Annotated in this window: 20 protein-coding genes and 1 pseudogene; 8 read left to right on the top strand and 13 right to left on the bottom strand. The window is 65.1% G+C overall.

Going from position 1 to position 20001, the window contains the following annotated elements; all coding sequences use genetic code 11:
* Positions 1-72 precede the first annotated feature (72 nt).
* Together uvrC and ACFX5Q_RS20335 are read right to left on the bottom strand one after the other, a co-directional pair.
* Positions 73-2145, bottom strand: a complete 2073-nt coding sequence (gene uvrC, locus ACFX5Q_RS20340; protein ID WP_404280895.1) for an excinuclease ABC subunit UvrC — start codon at positions 2143-2145, stop codon at positions 73-75.
* Positions 2142-2906 (bottom strand): SDR family oxidoreductase, encoded by a 765-nt coding sequence (locus tag ACFX5Q_RS20335; protein WP_404280893.1) that lies wholly within the window; start codon positions 2904-2906, stop codon positions 2142-2144. Before ACFX5Q_RS20335 ends, uvrC begins: the two co-directional genes overlap by 4 nt.
* 411 nt (positions 2907-3317) lie before the next feature.
* On the opposite strand from ACFX5Q_RS20335, the gene ACFX5Q_RS20330 reads away from it, so the two are divergent.
* From ACFX5Q_RS20330 to ACFX5Q_RS20305, 6 genes are all read left to right on the top strand, one after another.
* Positions 3318-3977 (top strand): outer membrane protein, encoded by a 660-nt coding sequence (locus ACFX5Q_RS20330; protein WP_404280890.1) that lies wholly within the window; start codon positions 3318-3320, stop codon positions 3975-3977.
* 240 nt (positions 3978-4217) lie between these two features.
* Complete coding sequence (locus ACFX5Q_RS20325) at positions 4218-5147, top strand: sugar ABC transporter substrate-binding protein (protein WP_404280888.1); 930 nt, start codon at positions 4218-4220, stop codon at positions 5145-5147.
* Between the two features lie 54 nt (positions 5148-5201).
* Positions 5202-6266, top strand: coding sequence for an ABC transporter permease (locus tag ACFX5Q_RS20320; RefSeq protein WP_404280886.1), 1065 nt, complete (start codon positions 5202-5204; stop codon positions 6264-6266).
* Between the two features lie 2 nt (positions 6267-6268).
* Positions 6269-7063, top strand: coding sequence for an ATP-binding cassette domain-containing protein (locus ACFX5Q_RS20315; protein ID WP_404280884.1), 795 nt, complete (start codon positions 6269-6271; stop codon positions 7061-7063).
* Positions 7060-8016, top strand: a complete 957-nt coding sequence (locus ACFX5Q_RS20310) for a cyclase family protein (RefSeq protein WP_404280881.1) — start codon at positions 7060-7062, stop codon at positions 8014-8016. The genes ACFX5Q_RS20315 and ACFX5Q_RS20310 overlap by 4 nt, the downstream gene beginning before the upstream one ends.
* A gap of 14 nt (positions 8017-8030) precedes the next feature.
* Entirely contained in the window at positions 8031-9509 is a 1479-nt protein-coding gene (locus ACFX5Q_RS20305) for an amidase (protein ID WP_404280878.1), read from the top strand.
* A 212-nt stretch (positions 9510-9721) separates the two neighbouring features.
* Here the strand turns inward: ACFX5Q_RS20305 and ACFX5Q_RS20300 are convergent, their stop codons facing one another.
* From ACFX5Q_RS20300 to ACFX5Q_RS20285, 4 genes are all read right to left on the bottom strand, one after another.
* Positions 9722-10993 carry an ROK family protein gene (locus ACFX5Q_RS20300; protein WP_404280876.1) on the bottom strand — a complete coding sequence of 424 codons (1272 nt, stop codon included), beginning with the start codon at positions 10991-10993 and terminating at the stop codon, positions 9722-9724.
* A gap of 123 nt (positions 10994-11116) precedes the next feature.
* On the bottom strand, positions 11117-11539 hold the full coding sequence (locus ACFX5Q_RS20295; protein ID WP_404280873.1) for a GFA family protein: 423 nt from the start codon (positions 11537-11539) through the stop codon (positions 11117-11119).
* A gap of 73 nt (positions 11540-11612) precedes the next feature.
* Complete coding sequence (locus ACFX5Q_RS20290; protein ID WP_404280871.1) at positions 11613-11996, bottom strand: TfoX/Sxy family protein; 384 nt, start codon at positions 11994-11996, stop codon at positions 11613-11615.
* Positions 11997-12250: 254 nt separating this feature from the next.
* Positions 12251-12847: a glutathione S-transferase gene (locus ACFX5Q_RS20285; protein WP_404280869.1), complete on the bottom strand. Its 597-nt coding sequence runs from the start codon at positions 12845-12847 to the stop codon at positions 12251-12253.
* A gap of 393 nt (positions 12848-13240) precedes the next feature.
* Between ACFX5Q_RS20285 and ACFX5Q_RS20280 the strand changes: the two genes are divergently transcribed.
* Complete coding sequence (locus tag ACFX5Q_RS20280; protein WP_404280867.1) at positions 13241-13744, top strand: hypothetical protein; 504 nt, start codon at positions 13241-13243, stop codon at positions 13742-13744.
* Positions 13745-14187: 443 nt separating this feature from the next.
* Here ACFX5Q_RS20280 and ACFX5Q_RS20275 read toward each other — a convergent pair whose 3' ends face one another.
* Positions 14188-14709, bottom strand: a complete 522-nt coding sequence (locus ACFX5Q_RS20275) for a DinB family protein (RefSeq protein WP_404280865.1) — start codon at positions 14707-14709, stop codon at positions 14188-14190.
* 97 nt (positions 14710-14806) lie between these two features.
* On the opposite strand from ACFX5Q_RS20275, the gene ACFX5Q_RS20270 reads away from it, so the two are divergent.
* On the top strand, positions 14807-15406 hold the full coding sequence (locus ACFX5Q_RS20270; protein WP_404281064.1) for a TetR/AcrR family transcriptional regulator: 600 nt from the start codon (positions 14807-14809) through the stop codon (positions 15404-15406).
* 13 nt (positions 15407-15419) lie between these two features.
* On the opposite strand, the gene ACFX5Q_RS20265 is transcribed toward ACFX5Q_RS20270, so the two are convergent.
* From ACFX5Q_RS20265 to ACFX5Q_RS20240, 6 genes and pseudogenes are all read right to left on the bottom strand, one after another.
* A complete protein-coding gene (locus ACFX5Q_RS20265; RefSeq protein ID WP_404280863.1) occupies positions 15420-16256 on the bottom strand; it encodes an EamA family transporter in 837 nt (278 codons plus the stop codon).
* Entirely contained in the window at positions 16253-16828 is a 576-nt protein-coding gene (locus tag ACFX5Q_RS20260; RefSeq protein ID WP_404280861.1) for a TetR/AcrR family transcriptional regulator, read from the bottom strand. The genes ACFX5Q_RS20265 and ACFX5Q_RS20260 overlap by 4 nt, the downstream gene beginning before the upstream one ends.
* Before the next feature lie 309 nt (positions 16829-17137).
* Positions 17138-17751: pseudogene (locus ACFX5Q_RS20255) on the bottom strand (LysE family translocator).
* Positions 17752-17929: 178 nt separating this feature from the next.
* Entirely contained in the window at positions 17930-18382 is a 453-nt protein-coding gene (locus tag ACFX5Q_RS20250) for a hypothetical protein (RefSeq protein WP_006202602.1), read from the bottom strand.
* A gap of 138 nt (positions 18383-18520) precedes the next feature.
* Complete coding sequence (locus ACFX5Q_RS20245) at positions 18521-19387, bottom strand: 23S rRNA (adenine(2030)-N(6))-methyltransferase RlmJ (RefSeq protein WP_404280859.1); 867 nt, start codon at positions 19385-19387, stop codon at positions 18521-18523.
* Entirely contained in the window at positions 19384-20001 is a 618-nt protein-coding gene (locus tag ACFX5Q_RS20240; protein ID WP_404280857.1) for a hypothetical protein, read from the bottom strand. The genes ACFX5Q_RS20245 and ACFX5Q_RS20240 overlap by 4 nt, the downstream gene beginning before the upstream one ends.

Raw genomic sequence — 20001 nt, 5'->3', positions numbered from 1 at the left:
TTCGATTGGCCAGCCGAAAAAGACCCGGGGCGTATCGAAATTCAGGTCAGGCCTGAATAGCGATACACCTCGTCAACTCTCGTGGAAATGATTGTAGACCAGCTTGGCCACCTGCTCGGAAATGCCGTCGACCTTGACCAGATCCTCGACTGCCGCACGGCTGACCGCTTTTGCCGTGCCGAAATGGAGCAGCAGTGCGCGCTTGCGGCCGGGGCCGATGCCGCTGATCTCGTCGAGCGGGCTCTTGACCATCTCCTTCTTGCGCCGCGCGCGGTGCGAGCCGATGGCGAAGCGGTGCACCTCGTCGCGCAGGCGCTGGACGAAATAGAGCACGGGATCGCGCACCGGCAGCGAAAACGAGTCCCTGCCCTTGACGAAGAAGCGCTCGCGGCCGGCGTCGCGGTCCTGGCCCTTGGCGATGCCGATGGCCACGACGCGGTCCTCGATGCCGAGATCGGACAAGATCTTGCGCACCGCACTCATTTGGCCCTGGCCGCCGTCGATCAGGATGACGTCGGGCCAGGCCGGGAACCCGCCATTGCTCTCGATGTCGTCTTCCGTCTCGCCCTCGGTGCCAGCGTTTTGCGGCGCATCGCCATGCTCCTTCAGCAGCCGCGAAAAGCGCCGCTCCATTACCTCGCGCATCATGCCGAAATCGTCGCCCGGCGTGATCTCGGTCGAGCGGATGTTAAATTTCCGGTACTGGTTTTTCACGAATCCTTCCGGCCCGGCGACGACCATGGCGCCGACGGCGTTGGTGCCCATGATGTGCGAATTGTCGTAGACCTCGATGCGCACCGGCGGCTTGGCCATGCCGAAGGTCTCGGCAAAACCTGTCAGCAGCCGCGCCTGCGTCGAGGTTTCGGCCAGCCGGCGGCCAAGTGCCTCGCGCGCATTCTGCAGCGCGTTGTCGGTCAGGTCCTTCTTCTCGCCGCGCTGCGGCACGGAGATCGACACCTTGCGGCCGGCACGGGTGGAGAGCGCCTCGGCCAGGAGCTCCTGCTCCTCGACGCCATGCGACAGAAGAACGGCGCGCGGCGTCGGCTTATCGTCGTAGAACTGCGCCAGGAACGAGCCCAGCACTTCCGATCCCTCCAACGCCGGATCGGCCTTGGGGAAATAGGCGCGGTTGCCCCAGTTCTGGCCGGTGCGGAAGAAGAACACCTGGATGCAGACCTGGCCGCCTTCCTGGTGGATGGCGAAGACGTCCGCCTCTTCCACCGTCTGCGGGTTGATGCCCTGGTGACTCTGCACATGCGACAGCGCCGCCAGCCGGTCGCGATAGATGGCGGCGCGCTCGAAATCGAGGTCTTGCGAGGCCTGCTGCATGGCGCCGGAGATTTCCGTCTTCACCTTCTGGCTGCGGCCCGATAGAAAATCCTTCGCCTCGCTGACCAGCACGGCATAGTCCTGGTGCGAGATCTCGCCGGTGCACGGGCCAGCGCAGCGCTTGATCTGGTAAAGCAGGCACGGCCGTGTACGGTTCTCGTAGAAGGAGTTGGTGCAGCTTCTGAGCAGGAAGGCGCGCTGCAGCGAATTGATGGTGCGCCCGACGGCGCCGGCCGAGGCGAACGGGCCGAAATAGTCGCCCTTGCGCGAGCGCGCGCCGCGATGCTTGTAGATGCCGGGCGAAACGTGGTCGCCGGTCAGCAGGATATAGGGGAACGACTTGTCGTCCCGCATCAGCACATTGAAGCGCGGCCGCAAGCGCTTGATAAGATTGGCTTCGAGCAGCAGCGCCTCGATCTCGGTGCGGGTGACGACGAACTCCATCGTCGCCGTCTCGCGCACCATGCGACCGATGCGACTGGTGTGGAAGCGCCCCTGCGCGTAGTTGGTCACCCGCTTCTTCAGGCTGCGCGCCTTGCCGACATAGAGCACGTCGCCGGCCGCATTCATCATGCGGTAGACGCCGGGCGCATTGGGCAGCCGCTTGACCAAGGTCTGGATGACCTCGGCTCCGACCATGCCGTCGGCATCGCCGGCATGCGGGGTCCAGTCTATTGCGGTGAAGGCGACGTCGGGTGCGGCTGAAACGGCTTCCGGTTCGACGATCTCCTCGGCCGCATCGTCCTCGAGGTCGATGTCGGGGGGCAGATCGTCGGCGGCGCTGCGCTGCTTGTGTTTGTGGTCTGCGCGACTCATTCCACCATGCCTGTCACATCGGGCGTCTGCCATGCAAGATGCTGGCCGCCATCGAGCGCGATCATCTGGCCGGTGATCGAGCGCGCCGCCCAGAGATAGCGGATGGTGGCGCCGAATTCGGGCAATTCAGGGCCACGCTTCAGGATCAACCCATCGACCTGCGCGGCAAAATCGGCGTCCTCCTGGCGCGTGTTCTTGAGCGTCGGTCCGGGGCCGATGGCGTTGACGCGGATGCGTGGCCCCAGCGCCTGCGCCAGCATCTCGGTCTGCCTCCACAGCGTCGACTTCGACAGCGCATAGGAGAAGTAGCGCGGCGTCGGCCGCCAGACGCGCTGATCGATGATGTTGACGATCAGCCCCTCCTCGCCCTGCGGCAGCGCGCGGGCGAAGTTCTGCGCCAGAAGCGCGGGGGCCTTCACATGGATGGCGAAGTGGCGGTCCCAAACGGCCCAGTCGAAATCCTCGCTGCTGTCGTCGACGAACAGGGAGGCGTTGTTGACCAAAAGCGTGACCGGGCCGAGCGCTGCCTCGGCGCGTCCCACGAGGTCGCCGACCGCGTCCATGTCGGTGAGATCGGCGCCGACCACGGCGGCGCGACCGCCGGCATCCCGGATCCGCGCGGCTAGCGCCTCTGCCGCGGCAAGCGAACCGTTGGCGTGGATGGAGACGGCAAAACCATGCGCGGCGAGATCCTCGACGATCGCCTTGCCGATCCGTCTTCCTCCACCTGTAACCAGCGCCGTTCCGGCGGCTTCGTTCATCCTGTCAATCCTCAATCGCGGCCACGATTCCGGCCTCCGGCAAATTATGACGCGCCTAGGGGTTAAATGCCGTTTCCACCTGGGGCAGGATTGTGGCAAAGCGGCCCGATCGGCGTTTCGGCTCGGCCGAGACTCGGCCAATTGAACCGCAATATAGGGCGCTGGACTCCTTGCACCAAGCCGAGTGCGGTGCAGCATGGCAAGCGTGCTGACATCTCGCTGTTGCGAAGATGCAACGTCAAGGTTCAGCCTCATTCGCGCCGGGGAATGACCCAAGTTCAGGTTCGCTTCAGCCGCATTTTGACACGACATTTGGAACATACGAACGCCAGATCCGTTTCACCCCCCGGACGGGTCGATGGCGATCGTGAAAAACAAGCCTGTGTCCTGTGGCTTAAGGAGTAAAGAACAATGCAAGCCAATCTCAAATTCGCACGGCCGCTGGCTGTTGTGCTCGGGCTCTTCGCCCTTGGTGGAACTGCCTACGCGGCGGACGTGGTCTCGGAAGAGCCGCCGGCACCGGCAGCCCCGATTGCCGAACTTCCGGTCGCTTCCTGGGCCGGCCCCTATGCCGGTATCAGCGCCGGCTATGGCTTTAGTGGCCATGCCGATGCCCGTGACGCCGGCGTCGACGTGAAGACCAAGGGCTTCGTCGGCGGCGTCTTCGGCGGCTATCAGTGGCAGCAGGAGAACTTCGTGTACGGCGCTGAAGCCGATCTCGGCTACAACGGCGTAAAGGGCGACAGCGACGGCATCGACGCCAAGGGCGGCCTCGATGGCTCGCTGCGTGCCCGCCTCGGCTATGCCGTGACCCCGGAAATCCTGCTCTACGGCACCGGCGGTCTCGCCGGCAAGAACCAGAAGATCACGGATAGCGTCACCGGCACCGACGACAGCAATGCGATGTTCGGCTGGACCGCCGGCGTCGGCACCGACATCAAGATCACCGACAACGTGTTCGGCCGCGTCGAGTACCGCTACACCGACTACGGCGACAAGGACTTCGGCTCTCTTGGCAACGTCAAGGTCAAGGACAACCGCGTCACCTTCGGCGTCGGTATGAAGTTCTGATTGTCGTTCAAGCCACGACACGAAAAGCCGGGCCTCGCGCCCGGCTTTTTTGTGTCTGGACCCTCCCTTCCCTGCACCCGAAAAATTGCCGTTGCGCCCTTTCCCGCCTTGTGCCTATAGTTAGTACGTGGCTCGCACGAACAAACAGCTTTAGCTGTGACAACCCGGTGGAAAGCCCCGAGATAGGGGGCGGGCGCGCGGGAGGCGAGCCGGAACACTCGCTCAACAGGGGATAGGAACGTGAACCGCTTTAATAAACTTTCGGCCGCGGCGCTGGTCGCGGCATGCCTCGCGCCGGCTGCCCATGCCGATGACAAGCTGAGGATCGGCATCGTCACCTTCTCGACATCCGACGTCGACACCAACCAGATGGTCGACACCATGACCAAGGAAGCCCAGTCCAAGGGCTGGACGGTGGAAACGCTCAATGCCAATGGCGATCCCTCGCAGGCGATCACCAGCATCAAGCAACTGGCGACCAAGAAGGTGAACGCCATCATCGTCACCGTCTTCGATTCGACCGGGCTGGCCGCCGGGCTGCAAGCGGCGGCGGATGCGAAGATCCCGGTGCTTTCGGCCGGCGGCGGCATGGCCGACGGCATTGCGCTTTCGGCCAGCACGGGCGCCGCACCGCCGCTGATCGACCTGATGCTGAAGGATGTCGGCGACACCGGCACACTGCTCGACCTCACCTATCACCCCGGCATACCGTGCCGCGAGCGCGCCGATGCCTTCGATGCGGCGGTCAAGGCCAAGCCGGGGCTCCAGGCGACCTCGCACGAAATCAGCATTCCGGGTGCCGCCGAATCCTCGCAGGCCGCGACCAGCGCATGGCTCGCCGCTAACGCCAATGCCAAGGGGCCGTTCGCGATCTTCAATTGCTATGACGACAACGCCATGGGCGCGATCGCGGCCCTGAAGCAGAACGGCCGCAGCGACGTGAAGGTCTATTCCTTCAACGCCACCGCACCCGCCGTGCAGGCGGTCAAGGACGGCACGATGACCGCCACGCTCGGCGTCGACCTGACCTCGGCCGGCAAGATGCTTGTCGACCAGATCCCGGACATCCTGGCGGCCGGCGACAAGTGGCAGCCGAAATCCTTCGTGCCCGGCTACACGCTGGTCACCAAGGACAATGTCGACCAGTTCATGAAGGACAATCCGCAGTAAACGCTGCAGATTGACGGTCCGGCCGGGCAAGCCCGGCCGGACCCGATTTCCATCATGAACAGAGCTGTCATGTCCGCTGACCATTCCCTGCCCGAAACCTCCGCTCCGGCGGAGGGCGCCTTGCCGGTCACGCAGGTCGGGTCTCTCCCGCCCGGCACGCGCGACCGGCGGGCGCTTCTGATGCGCCTTCTCGGCACCTACGGCACCATCATCGTGCTCGGCTCGATGCTGCTGATCTTCTCGGTGCTGCAGCCGGGCACCTTTGCCACCATTGGAAATTTCCGCAACATCATCAACGACATGGCGATCGGCACCATTGTCGCGGCCGGCCTCACCGTGCCGCTGGTGGCCGGCGATTTCGACCTCAGCATCGGCTATGTCGCGAGCTTCTGCGGGCTGCTCGTGGTCGGGCTCTTGAGCTATAGCGGCCTGTCGATCCCGCTTGCCATCGTGCTTGTCGTCGGCCTCGGCACACTGATCGGCATCGTCAACGGCATCGTCGTTTCCAAGATCGGCGTGAATGCCTTCATCGCAACCCTCGGCACCGGCACCATCGTCGTCGGGCTGAACTACGCCTATTCAGGCGGCATTCCGCTGCAGCTCACGCAGAGCCGGGAATTCACCAGCATCGCCATCGGCCGCATCGCCGGCGTGCCGCATCTCGTCATCATCATGGCCGTGGTGCTGGCGCTGCTGTGGGTGATCCTCAACCGCACGGTGCAGGGCCAGCACATCAAGGCGATCGGGGTGAGCCCGGAATCGGCGCGCCGTGCCGGGGTCGCCGTCGACCGCAGCCGCATCGTCGCCTTCGCCATCGCCAGCACCTGTGCCGCGATCGGCGGCGTGTTGATGGCCTCCAATCTCGGCTCCGGACAGGTGACGGCGGGCGACAGCTTCATGCTGACCTCCTTCTCGGCCGCCTTCCTCGGCTCGGCGGCACTCAGGGAAGGCCAGTTCCACATCCTCGGCACGCTGATCGGCGTGCTGACGGTCGCGGTCGGCAACAATGGGCTGGCCATGATCGGTGCGCCGATCTTCACCCAGTTCCTGTTCACCGGCTCGCTTCTGGTCGTCGCCGTGGCGCTCGGTGGCATCGGCCGCCGCTACGGACGGGGGTAGCCATGGGCCAGGCTTCGCTGCTTTCGCTCCGCCACATCTGCCGCAGCTTCGGCGGCATCCAGGCGCTCGACAATGTCTCGCTCGATATCGCCAGGGGCGACATCATCGGCCTGGTCGGCGACAATGGTGCCGGCAAGTCGACGCTGATCAAGATTCTGGCCGGTGCGCATGATCCGACCTCCGGCGAGGTGATCCTCGAAGGGCGGCCGCAGAAACTGTCGCCACCAGCCGAGGCGCAACGCCTCGGCATCGAGACGGTCTATCAGGACCTGTCGCTGATCGGCACCTTCACCGCGGCCGAGAACTTCTTCCTCGGCCGCGAGCTGGCGCTTGGCCGTGGCCCGGCGTTGCTGCGCTGGATCCGCCGCAAATCGATGGGCGACACCGCGATACGAGGCCTCGAGCAACTCAACATCGACATCCCCGGCGTGCGCAGCAAGCCGGTCGACCGCATGTCCGGCGGCCAGCGCCAGCTGGTGGCGATCGCGCGCGGCGCCTTCTGGGGCCACAAATTGCTGCTGCTCGACGAGCCGACCGCCGCACTTGGCGTGCGCGAATCGCGCGAAGTGCTCGACCTCATCCGGCGGCTTGGCGCCCAGGGGCTGACCATCGTCATGGTCACCCACAATCTCGATCACCTCTGGCAGGTGTGCAACCGCGTGGTGGTGATGCGCCGGGGCCGCAAAGTCGCCGATCTGGCCAGCGCCGTCACCAACATGGAGGACGTCGTCGCCTACATCACCGGCGCCAGGGAAGCGATGACGCCCCGCTCCGCCATCGCGGAGGCTGGCACATGAGCGCGACCGACACGATGACGCTGCGCCGGCTGCTCGCCGACGCTCCCAATCGGTGGGGACATTGGGGCGCCGAGGACGAGATCGGCGCGCTCAACTATCTCACCGCCGACGAGGTCAAGCGCGGCCTGGCGAGCGCGCGCCACGGCCGCACCTTCACGCTCGGCGTGCCAATCGCCACCCATGAGGGCGATGCGGTGTTTCCCGGCCGGTGGCCGGCCAAGCATTTCATGGTCGCCGACAAGACCGGCTTCGAGAACGGCCACTGGCACCCGCTGCCCGGCGGCCTCGAATTCGCCGACGACTACGTCACCGGTTTCGCGCAGGCCGGCACGCATTGCGATGGGCTCGGCCATATGTGGTTCGACGACACGCTGTGGAACGGCTTTCCGGCATCGAGCACCAATGGCGGCATGACGAGGGCCGGCATCATGCCGATCGCCGAGCGTGGCATCGTCGGCCGCGGCGTGCTCATCGACATTGCCCGCTTCCGCGGCAAGCCGGCGCTGGAACGCGCCGAGACCTTCACGCATCTGGACCTGATCGAGTGCGCACGGGCGCAAGGTGTCGAGATCCTGCCGCGCAGCATCCTGCTTGTCCGTACCGGCTGGGTCGGCGCACTGGCGGCGGGGCACGAGAGGATTGGCGAAAACTATTGGGAGCCTGGGCTGACCTTCAGCCTCGATCTGGTGCGCTGGTTCGACGAGATGCATCCCAGCTTGGTCACCGACACGCTGGCCAACGAGACGACCTACGAGCCGGAGACCGGGCTGATGCTGGTGCTGCACGCGGCACTGATGCGCAATCTGGGCGTCGTCTTCACCGAGATGGCGTCGCTCGATGCGCTGGCGGCCGACTGTGCCGCCGACCGCCGCTACGAAGGTTTTTATTGCGCGAGCGCCGCCAAGGTCAGCAAGGGCACCGGCGGCTCGGCAAATCCAGTGTTCATCAAATAGACGGAAATGGCTTCATGACTTCTGCAGAAACGCAGCTTTGCTTCCTGCCGGCCACGGAACTGGCCGAGCGCATCCGCCGCCGCGACCTGTCGCCTGTTGAAGTGACCGAGGCGTATCTGCGCCGCATCGAAGCGCGCAACCCGGTGGTCAACGCCTACACGCTGGTGCTTGGCGACGAAGCGATGGATGCCGCGCGCGTCGCCGAAAAGGAGGTGATGGCCGGCGGTCCGCTCGGTCCCCTGCATGGCGTGCCGGTCGGCATCAAGGATCTCGACGACGTCGCCGGCGTGCCGACATCGATGGCCTCGCGGGCCGTCAAAAAACGGGTGCCGAAGACCAGCGCGGCGGCGGTCGAGCGCCTGCTCGGCGCGGGTGCCATCGTGCTCGGCAAGACCAACACGCCGGAGTTCGGCCACAAGGGCATCACCGACAATCTGCGCTTCGGACCGACCAGCACGCCGTTTGCGATCGGCTACAATTCCGGTGGCTCGTCAGGCGGCAGTGCGGCGGCGGTGGCCGACGGCATGGCGGCGCTGGCGCAAGGCACGGACGGCGGCGGGTCGGTGCGCATCCCCGCCTCGTTCAGCGGCTGCGTCGGCTTCAAGCCGTCCTTCGGCCGCATCCCGTCGGTGACGCGTCCCGACGGCTTCCTGTGGGGGCATCCGCTGGTCCATATCGGACCGCTGACGCGCACCGTGGCCGATGCCGCGCTGATGGCCAAGGTGATGGCCGGCCCGCACAGCCGCGACCCACTCAGCCTGCCCGACGACGGCGTCGACTATGTCGGCGCCGTGCAGGCGCCGGCGCGAAAGCTGCGCGTCGCCTACAGCCCACGCCTCGGCAATTTTCCGGTCGACCGCCAGGTCGCCGCCGTGATTGCCGACGCGGTCGAGGCGATGCGGCAGGGCAGCGTCGAGGTCAATGAGGTCGAGCTCGATTTCAAGGCCGACCACAAGGAGCTCGCGGCGCTCTGGGTGCGCACGATCTCGATCCACTATGCGGCGATCGCCGTCTACTGGAAGCAGGAAGGCATCGACCTGATGGGCGAACACGCAGCAGTGCTGACGCCGCAATTCTTGGCGATGCTGGAGGGCGCCTACAAAGTGTCGGCGGTCGAGCACGCGCTCGACGACCAGTTGCGCACCGGTGTCAGCGACGGGCTGGAAGACGTGTTCGAAACGCATGATCTGATCGTCTCGCCGACGCTCGCGGTTCCACCGGTGAAGAACGCGACCGACGGCAACACGATCGGCCCGACCTCGATCAATGGCGAGGTGGTCGATCCGCTGATCGGCTGGTGCATGACCTACCCGATCAACTACACCGGCCACCCGGCGATCTCGGTTCCGGCCGGGCTGACGCCACAGGGCCTGCCGGTCGGGATGCAGATCATCGGGCCGCGCCATGCCGACGAAAGCGTGCTGAACATGGCCGCGCGCTTCGAGCGAATGCGGCCCTGGTTCGGGAGTTTTCCGGGGCTGACGGGGAGGTAGGGGCGGCGGCGCTGGTTCTCCCTTCTCCCCCTGTGGGAGAGGGTGGCCGAGCGAAGCTCGGACGGATGAGGGGTGTTGGAAGGATCGCTACGCTGAATAACTAAACGCTTAAAATCCATCGATATTTTGACGCCGCGTTTCTTCCGGCACCCCTCATCCGTCTCGGCGCTTCGCGCCGATCCACCTTCTCCCACAAGGGGAGAAGGGAAAGGCTAGATCGGCAGTTGCAGCAGCTCGGAAATCACCAGCCCCGCTGCGCCCAGCAGCGCGGCGCCATCGCCCGCGTCGCCGGCGATGAATTCGATCTGGCCGCCCGGTCGCGCCGGCACCATGGCGCGGACGTGGGCGGCGATGGCTTCGAGCAGGCGCTCGCCGCCGAGCACGACATCGCCATGCAGGATAAAGATGTTGGGCGCCACCGTCTGCTGCAGATTGGCGATGCCGACGGCGACGTTGCGGGCATAGCGGTCGAGCAGTTTCTCGGCGCCCGGCACCTGACGCGCCGCCATGTCCGCGAGACGGCCGGAATCGATCAGCTCGGGTTCGGGCAGGCCCGCACTGGCTGCTTCGCGCCGAAGCCAGCTCAGCGTCGCGATGGTGTCCCAGCAGCCGCGCCGGCCGCAGCGGCAGAGTTCGCCGTCGAGCTGCACGAAGGTGTGGCCGAGTTCGCCGCCGGCGCCCGCCGTGCCGCGATAGAGATGACCGTCGAAATAGAGCGCGCCGCCGAGCACCTCGCCAGTGAAGACGACGGCGAATTGCCTGACGCCGCGCCCGGCGCCGAACCAGCGATCGCCGAGCAGCAGGGCGCGCGGATGGTGGTCGAGCTTGACCGGCAGGCCGAAGCGGCGGCCGAGCTCGTCGGCGAGCGGATAGCGGTCGAGCGCGGGCGCCAGGTTGACGGTGACGATCGAGCCGCGATCGGTGTCGACCATGCCGCCGACGCCGACGCCGATACCGAAGGGCGTGCGCCGCGCCTTGGCCAGCGTGTCGCCTACACACTCAGCAATCGTCTCGATGATCGGCTGGACTGGCCCCCTGCCGTCGGGCAGCGCCATCTTGCGCTCCACCTCGATCTTGCCGTCGAGCGTCGACACGCAGGCATGCACCGCGTCCGGCATCAAGAGCACGCCGCAGATCGGACGCGCATTGGGCGAGAACCACAGCGGCCGCGCCGGCTTGCCGCCGCCGGGATTGGCGGGGATGGGATCGCTTTCGACCAGCACCTGGTCGTCGATCAGCGGCTGCACGATGCCGGAGATGGTGGTGCGGTTGACGCCGGCAAGCCGCGCCAGCTCGGCGCGGCTGGTCGGCCCCATGTCGAACAGGGTCTGCAGCACGCGGCCGCGATTGGTCGAGCCGACCATCGAGGACGACAGCAGCGCCTTGCGCGGCCGCCCTGCCCGTTCGACGCCGGCGCCATCGCCGGGCGGCGTGAACATGCCGTTGCGTGCGCCATTCGGGCTGTCGTCGTCGGTTATGTTCATTACAAAGGGTTCACGCCGCCATTCTTAAAAACCTTTCTAGCCCAAGAGCTTGCCGGTTTCGAGAACTTTGTACGAGCGGGCAACAAACTTGGCCGTTCAGGCAGGTGCGCATTCGCTCCGACCTCAGGGCGTATCGGCAGAATTCGACGGAGCTTGCTGAAAACCCTGATGAGCGGGAAGCGACTGCAGCCGGTCGAGCCATTTCACCCGCGAGCGCATGAAGACCTGCGCGTCTGGTTGGTATTCGCCCGGGTCGGTCATCGTGGCGGCGTGGACGTGAATTTCCGAAGGCCATTTCCGGGAGCGGAAATAGAGCCTTGTGCCGCAGGACGAGCAAAATCCCCGAAATGTTCCGGGGGTGCTCTCGTAATGCACAATTTCGCCGGTCCAGTTCAGATGCTCCGGCTTCATGCCCAGGAAGGCCGTGACGGGGGAGGACGTGGCGCGCTGGCAATCGGCGCAGTGACAGACCAGGTTGCGCGTCAAGGCTCCGGAGTAGGTCCAGGTGACTGCCCCGCACATGCAATTTCCCGTAAGATAGACCATCGCACCCTCTCCTCGCCGTGCGCCCCTCGGCAACATTGACCTGGCGGAGCCCAGAATGCGCTGCGCCATCTGTTCAGGCGCGCTTCTTTGCGACCTTGGCGGGTTTTGATTTTGGTGGAAGCGTGCCGACGAATGCCAGTGCGAGATCGACCCAGCCGCCAAGATCGGCTTTTGTCGCTGTGCCTTCCGGCGCGACATGGACGTAGCCTTCCATCGAACGCCCGCCCATTTCCATAGGGCGTGCATGCGGACGTGCGACCGCAGCGTCATGCGCGGCCTTGCCGACGCGGACCAGCAGCCCGCGCTTCGAGGTTCCGACGAGCATGTTTCCGTTGACGAGAAAGCAGGTGCCGCCGAACATCTTCTGCTCGGTGAAGGCGCGCTGGCCAAGGGCGGCGCGCAGACGCTCGAGCATGGGATCCGCTGTGCTGCTGGTCGTGGTGACTGATCTCGGCATGCTCACCGCCCGTGTGCGATTTGCAGGGCGACAGGCAAGCACGAAAACGGTCAATATGGAAGTGGAGCGCGGCGGCCAAGCTGCCGATCTCCCCCTCGTGGGGGAGATGTCCGGCAGGACAGAGGGGGGCGCGAAGGAACTCGATCGTCGACCCCTCTCGATGTGGGGATGCTTCCAATAGGCAGGCCGGCGGGACAGCGCCCCCCTCTGCCTTGCCAGGCATCTCCCCCACAAGGGGGGGAGATCGGCAGCTTCTACCCCGGCACCGCGCCCTTCAGCTCCGGGAACTTCTCGTCAAAGCGCGCCGCCCAGCGGGTCAGCCGGCCGCGACCCTTTTCCCATTTGCCGGCGAAACGCAGCGCGAGATAGCCGAGGCAGGCGCGCAGCGCCATCTGGCCGGCGGTGATCTTCTTCGGCAGTTTCGGCGGGTTGGCGTTGAGCAGGTCGAGGGCTGCGGTGATCTTTGCCCACTGGCGGTCGAGCCAGGGCTGATAGACCATCTCCTCCGGCCGCGTGCGCCGCTCATAGACCATCGACAGTGCGCAATCACAGATGCCGTCGGCCATGGCCTCCAGCACCTCGGCCTCGAGCCGCTTGTCGGAATTGCGCGGAAACAGTGCGTTCTTCGACAGCCGGTTGAGGTGCTGGGTGATGGCACGGCTGTCATGGATCGAGCGGCCATCGTCGAGCACCAGCACCGGGATCTTGCCGAGCGGATTGGCTGATATCAGATCGGCTGGCTTGTCTTCGGTCTTCACAGGCACGAGATCGACGGCGATGCCGGCATAAAGCGCCGCCATACGCACCTTGGAGCTATAGGGGGACGTGGAGGCGTAGAGCAGCTTCGGCATGATCGGTTCCCTGTTTGCGGACCGGCACTGTCGACCGGGCGCCCTGCCCGCGCAACAAGCCAGAAAGAAAAAATCCTGCCGCCAGGCATTGGCGCTGCCTTCGGCGATCGAGAGCGCCTGGGCGTCTACACGGAAGTGTTAGTAGTGAAGGTTGTGGGCTAGATCTCGCGTTCGCCGACTATGCGGCCGGCCGCGATCCGGTGCTTGAAAAGGCTCTCGCGATGGCGAGGTAGACCGGGCTTCTTGCCCGTCTTTCACAGCAACAAAAAAGCCCCGCCGGACTTCGCCGTGTGGCGAAGTCCTGGGAGCTGCGAAAGATATTACGTCCGCCCCTCTTTTCGTGCGCCTCAACACCGGTGCGGAGAGCGCGGTGCATCCAAGGCACCCGCCCTCATGTCCCGGTACTGTCCCCGGCGCGCGAAGAAACGCGATTACTTCTTCGCGGCCTTCGCAGGCGCCTTCTTGGCCGGCGCGGCCTTCTTCACCGGTGCCGAAGACTTCGCCGCGGCTGCCTTGACCGGAGCCTTGGCTGGCGCTGCTTTCTTCGCCGCAGGTTTCGCCGCAGCCTTTGCAGCCGGCTTCTTGGCAGGTGCTGCCTTCTTTGCCGGTGCAGCCTTGGCCTTGGCCGGTGCTGCCTTCTTCACTGCGGGTTTCGCCGCGGCCTTTGCAGCCGGCTTCTTAGCCGGTGCTGCTTTTGCCTTGGGCGCTGCCGCCTTCGGCTTGGCAGCGGGTGCTGCTTTCTTCACTGCAGTCGCGGCCTTCGCCGCTGCTGCTTTTACTGGTGCTTTCTTTGCCGGTGCCTTGGATGCCGGCGCTTTGGATGACTGCTTAGCCATGCGATGCCCCTTGCGTTGTTGCCGATGGCCGTTAGTGACCCGGCGTGTCATGCTTATCTGACTCGCGCGTGTCTAGCCAGCGAAGCATTACATTGATTTTAGCAGATTAAATTTCGGTTACGAGCGCAATGCGAGCGTGCTGATCGTCGAAGAATTTCGTCATGCATCTTTGATCTCGCAACGAAGTTCTGCGACGGAAATTCTTCGCGCTCTATCTTGGTCGATCTTGTCGACGCGCTCAGGGTTTTTCGAGCAGCTTCGACCGCAGACATCGACTGCGCGTTGCGAAGATCATGCAGAGTTTCCGGATCACTCGCTTTGTCTTGCCCGTGCGACGAACAGAGGAAAGGACGAAAGCAACACGACAGCCGCGACGTCGCATCATCTTGCGGCATGAAATGAAAAGTGAGCTTTATGCTCACATTTTCTGGAGATCACGGCGCTCGCGAAAGAATGCATTCCAGCCGACATCGTCAGACCGGAAACCATATTACGATCAGGCGCTTAGCGGCTCGAGCACCGCCTGCAGCCGGCGCGAAGGCTCAGTCTGGTGGAGATGGACGGCGAAAGTGTCCCATGGCGGCGCGATGGAAATCTGCGAGAGCATGCGCCCGACTTCGCCGCGATGGAGCCGCCATGGATGATGACATGGGTCAGCATCTCCTGGCGCGACATCGATCCCTTGTCGCCGTCGGTGAAGACGAACGCCACGGGCTCGGACAGATGGTCCGGGGCGACGGTTTCCAGATAGTCCAGATACCAGCGACCCATTGCCGCGACATCGGTGCGTAGCGCGTCGAGCGCGGGCGTGTCCTCGGTGTTGTCGGCGCTGCAGCCGTGGCGAGCGCCGGTGAGATGCGCCGCAAATATTTTTGACACGACGAGGTTGTGATTGAGGAGACGGGTCGCGACGAGGCGCTCCTTGCCGTGTGTATGTGAGTCGAGGCTCGCGAGTTTCTCCAGCAACTCGTCATCGGCCCAGGCCTGGTAGGCGAAGAGGCTGCGAAGCAAAACCAGTGCGCTCATGGTCGGTATCCCTTTTCCATGAATGTGAGTATGTTGTTTATATTCTTGCGGAGACGGATCAGACATGTCTACTCGCATTGCAAAGCCGCGCTCGCGCATGCGCAAGGAGCCGAGCCAGGCGCGTTCCAGGGCAACCGTCGAGGCGATCATCGAGGCGGGTGCTCGCGTTCTGAGCGATCTCGGATGGGCCGGTTTCACCACCAACAAGGTGGCCGAGGCGGCCGGTGCCAGCATCGGCTCGCTCTACCAGTATTTCCCCGACAAGCTTTCGCTTGTCGAAGCGATCCGGCGCCGGCACTTCGATCAGGTCCTCGCGGTTATCAGCGATGCGGCAGCCGACGAGAAACCGCTCCGGCAATTCGCGCGCGAACTCACGCGCGGCATGATCGCGGCGCACAGCATCCATCCGACGCTGCACCAGGTGCTGCTCGACGAAGCACCAGGCGATCGCGGCTCAAGGGCCGCGCATGCCGCTTTCCAGTCGCGCTATCTCGAACACTATGCGGCTGCCGTGGCGCAGTATCGCAGACGCACGAAAGACACCGAGACCGTGACGCGCGTGTTGTCCTCCGCGGTCGAGGGCGTGATCCACAATGCGGCGCGACGCGGCATGCTGGAGGCGCCGGAATTGCAGAAGCAACTCGTCGATCTGATCTGCGCTTACCTGTCCGGACAGCACAGAGCCGCGCCGCGGTGAGACAGCGGGAGCGTCACGGCCGGTAGCCGAGGCATATGGCTCCGAGGGCGACGACGGCGCAGGCGCCAACGCGCCTTGGCGTGAGCATCTCGCCAAGGAACAGCCGCCCGATGAAGGCGGCGAAGACGACGCTGGTTTCGCGGATCGCCGTGATCGGACCGGCCGGCCCCAGCGCAAAGGCGGCGACGACGACGCCATAGGCCAGCAGCGCGAACAGACCGCCGCCCAGCGCCTTCCAGGTTTCAGGCGCGCCGAGGTCGACAGCGAGCCTGCCGCGCATGGCGATGAAGGTCGCCGGTAGCAAGGCGCCGTAAAACACCAGCACCCATGCCGTGTAGGCGCCGCTGTCTTGCGCCGCGCGAACGCCGATCGCGTCGACAGTCGCGTAGGCGGCGATGATCGCTCCGGTCGCCAGCGCACAGAGGATAGATGTCGTCGACGCCCTCCCCCTGCCCAGCGAAAGACCCATTATGCCGCCGGCAACAAGCGCGACGCCGACGATCTCCGGCATGGTCAGCTGCTGGTCGGCAAGAAAGAAGCCGCCGAGCGCAACGAGCAGCGGCGCGCTGCCGCGGACGATCGGATAGACCTGCCCCAGCTCGCCATATTTGTAGGCGGCGACCAGGAACACGCTGTAGCCGACCTGGAGGCAAGCCGAGAGCACGACATAGGGCCAGGCCGCCGCCGCCGGGAGCGCATGGAAAAGGGCGAAGGGGATGGCGACCAGCGTGCTGGAAAAGCTCATGACGGTGACCGTCCACAGCCGGTCGGCCCCGGTGCGCAGGAAGGCGTTCCAGCTGGCATGCAGGATGGCCGCGAACAGCGCCAGTCCGACGACGGTCGCGCTCATTGCGGCACGCTCGCAGCGGCGATGATGGCGGCTGCAGCCTTGCGGGCATTGCCGATGGCCGGCTGCCCCATCTGCGCCATCAGCGTTGCGCCCTCGATCAGCATCAGCAAGGCGGCGGCCGCGCCTTCGGCCCGGTCGGGCGGCATCACATGCTCGAGGATTGCCTGCATGCGCGATCTCAGGCCGCTCTTCTGCCTGGCAACTGCCTTGAACACCGGATGCCCGGGATCGCCGAATTCAGCCAGCGCATGCGCGAACAGACAGCCGTGGAAGTCGGCGCTGCGAAACCAGCGCTCGTGCCAGTCGAAGATTTTTGAGATTTTCTGCTCAGGCGTGATGCCCTCTTGCTCGAGCCGGTCGAGCTGACGGTCGAAACGCCCGGCGCGATAGTCCAGCACCTCGACGATCAGCTCGTCCTTGCTGGGAAAGTGGCGATACATCGTCATCTTGGCGATGTCTGCCTCGGCGATGATCCGGTCGATGCCGGTGGCGTGGAAACCGCCCTGCTTGAACAGCGCATAGGCGGTGTCGATGACATGCTGGCGTTTGCCGGAAGCGGATGAACGCGTCATGTGATCACCAAGTGATGAGACAGGTCTGTCTCTTTTTAGATGATGATGGCGCTTTCTGTCAACTGGCAGGGGGTTCCACGATTCAGGTCGGCGCTGCCCCTCACCGTATAGTGACGGGGAGAGGGGCGACGTCGCCCGCTTTCGCCAATTGCCAGCGGTCAAGAATAGGGAGCCGACAGTGTGGCCAGCCCCCTTCTCCCCGTCACTACACGGGGAGAAGGTGCCGGCAGGCGGATGAGGGGCGGCGCTAGCGTTAGCGATTGGCAGCCTCTGACCGAACAGCGCAATCATGCGTCAGAAGCAGTAGCCTCAGCGCGTGGCGACCACGGCGACGCCGGCGCCGATCATCACGCCGCCCGCCGCCCGGTTCACGCGACGCACGATCCTGGGCGTGCGCAACAGGTTGCGGGCGCGCGCCGCAAGGATGACGTGGCCGCCGATCACCACCACCTCGACAGCCAGGATCACCGCCATCAGCACGCCGACGTGTCCGGGGGTGAGCGATGCGCCTACCACATTCGGCAGCAGCGCGACGTAGAACAGCGGCATTTTCGGATTGCCGAGGTTGAGGGCGATGCCTGTGGCGAAGATCGTCAACAACCCGCGCCCGCCCGAACGGGCTGCAGTTCCGGCACAACGGGGACCGCAGTCCACTGCCTGACGCCCATCCAGATCAGGTAGGCCGCTCCACCATAGCGAAGCACTGTCATGACCACCGCCATCTTGGCGGCGATGACCGACAGGCCGAAGGCGGCGAGCACCAGAAAGATGAGGATGCCGACCACAGTTCCGGCACCATAGGCGATGCCCGATGCCGCGCCGCCGGAGATCGTGCGGGCGACGATCGTCATATTGTCAGGGCCTGGGCTGGCGGCAAACACGAAGAAGGCGGCCGCAAAGGCAAGGAGGGTCACAAGATCCATGACGGTACCCGAAACGGTTGTTGCTCTCGGGCGTTCAGACTAGCCGATTTGCCGGCCGGCGATAGAAGGAAAAGTCAGGATCTTCGCGACAGGGCTGCTGCCGGCAACATGCCAGGCCGAAAAGCCCGCGACCGATCTGGCCGCAGGCGCGAAAATGTCCGGGATCGGAAAGCTGCGTTCAGCGCAGGACGCGGCAGCGGCCGTTGTAGACCATCCAGCGGTCGAAGCCCGCGACGCAGAATTCGACATTGTCGCCGATCGAGGCGAAACCTTGCCCTTCCTCGATCAGGTACCAGATGGTGCGGTCGTGGCCGTCCGACAGGGCGACCGTGGCGCCGCAATAGCGGCGGCCAATCGGCCATTGTTCGCTGGCCGGCAGATAGCGGTGCTGGTGGATGCGGCGGAAATCGGTGATCGCGACATCCGGCAGATGCGGCACGTGGCGCACCTGGTAGGAAAAGCGGCTGGTGATCTTGTTCAGCACCCAGGCCTCGCCGCATACACCACCGTCCTCGTCGGAATAGACGGAAAGATCGGCGGCGTGCGCCGCCTGGGTGAAGCCGAGCGAGGTGGCGAGCGGCGTGCAAAGCGAAATCAGTGCGGCAAGGGCGGATTTGGCGAAGCGAGTCATGACAGCCTCTCAAGGTCGATTGCGCGCACTGTGCGGATTCGCCGGTCGGCGGTCAAGCGGTTGTGATGATGATGGTTTCCAGCTTCGAACTCGCCATCCGCCAGAGATGGCTTCGCAAGGCGGGAAACCGCTGCCGCCTTACCCCGCTTCCCCAGCGAGCCAGCGCAGCGACCAGTCCGCCGGTCGCCCGACCACGAGCAATCTGTGCAGGGCCGGCAGCAGAAGGCGCAACTCGCCCTCAAGCGTAAAGGGCGGGTTGACCACCACCATGCCGCTGCCGTCGAGGCTGGGCTCCGACGAGGCCGGCCTGATCTCGAATTCTATGTCGAGCAGCTTCGGGATGCCTGTCTGCTTGAGCGCCTTCCTGAAGGCGATGACCGCCTTGCGGTCCTTGATCGGATACCACAGCGCATAGATGCCACCCGGCCAGCGCTTGTGGGCCTTGACCAACCCGTCGACCAGACGGTCGAATTCGCCCACCGCCTCGAATGGCGGATCGATCAGCACCAGGCCGCGCTTTTCCTTCGGCGGCAATTGCGCGCCGAGCGCCAGCCAGCCGTCGAGCTCGATCACCCTCGCCTGAAAATCGCCGGCGAAGACCGCTTTGAGCCGGTTCGCATCGTCGGGATGCAATTCGATCGCTGTCAGCCGGTCCTGCTTGCGCAGCAGATGCCTGGCGATCAGCGGCGAGCCCGGATATTTTTTTATGCCGCCATCTGGGCCGCCGTCGGGGTTGAGCGCGCGAACCGCCTCCAGATAGGGCGCCAGAAGGGCGGCTGCCTTGGCATCCAGGTTTACGCCGATCAGCCTGCCGATGCCGCCCTGCCATTCGCCGGTCTTCTGCGCCTCCGTCGACGACAGATCGTAGCGGCCGATGCCGGCATGGGTGTCGATGACGCGGAACGCCTTGTCCTTCTGCTTGAGATATTCGAGCAGCCGCGTCAGCACGACATGCTTGACGACGTCGGCGAAGTTGCCGGCATGGTAGGCGTGGCGGTAGTTCACTTCGAGCCCCTGCCCCAGCGCGGCGGTGGCGGCTGCGAGTTCGGGTTCTCCGGCCGGCCGCCGCCACGACCAATGACCATCGCCAGAACCAGCCCGATCAGGCCGGCCGCCATCAGCGAGAAGCCGACCGGCCGCGCGCGGTTGTCGATCTCGCCGGCGCCGGCGCGCAGCACGAGGTCGACCGCGCGCATCGGAATGTTCTCGGCATCGCCAGGGCCGACGGTGAACAGGTAGGCGCCAGGGCTGACCGTCTCGATCACGCCCGCCTCGTCGCGAAAGATCTTGTCCGGCGATTGCGGGCTGGGCTGGCGCGGATTGTCGGTATGGTTGAACTGCAGCGTCGAGGCGAGCGCCGTGCGGCCGCCGGCCGCGGCGGTCAGCGTCAGCACGGTGCGCTGCTGCGAGACGATGCGCTCGACCCTTGCGGTCAGGTCGACCAGCACCCTGACCGGCGCGTCGCTTGCGGCAAGCGGCACTGTCACCGGCCTGAACCGGCCCTTCTCATAGACCCGCCAGGTGCCGATCTCATGGCCGGAGAAGTTGCTCATCGCCCAGGGATAGGCGACGCCGATGGCGGCCCCGGCGAGCAGGATCAGAACAAACAGAAAGCGCAT

Origin of the sequence: Mesorhizobium sp. IMUNJ 23033, from assembly GCF_044778005.1 — a bacterium.
GTDB classification, from domain to species: domain Bacteria; phylum Pseudomonadota; class Alphaproteobacteria; order Rhizobiales; family Rhizobiaceae; genus Mesorhizobium; species Mesorhizobium amorphae_A.
Note: the sequence above shows the minus strand (reverse complement) of the source record. Positions and strands in the feature narration are given on the sequence as shown.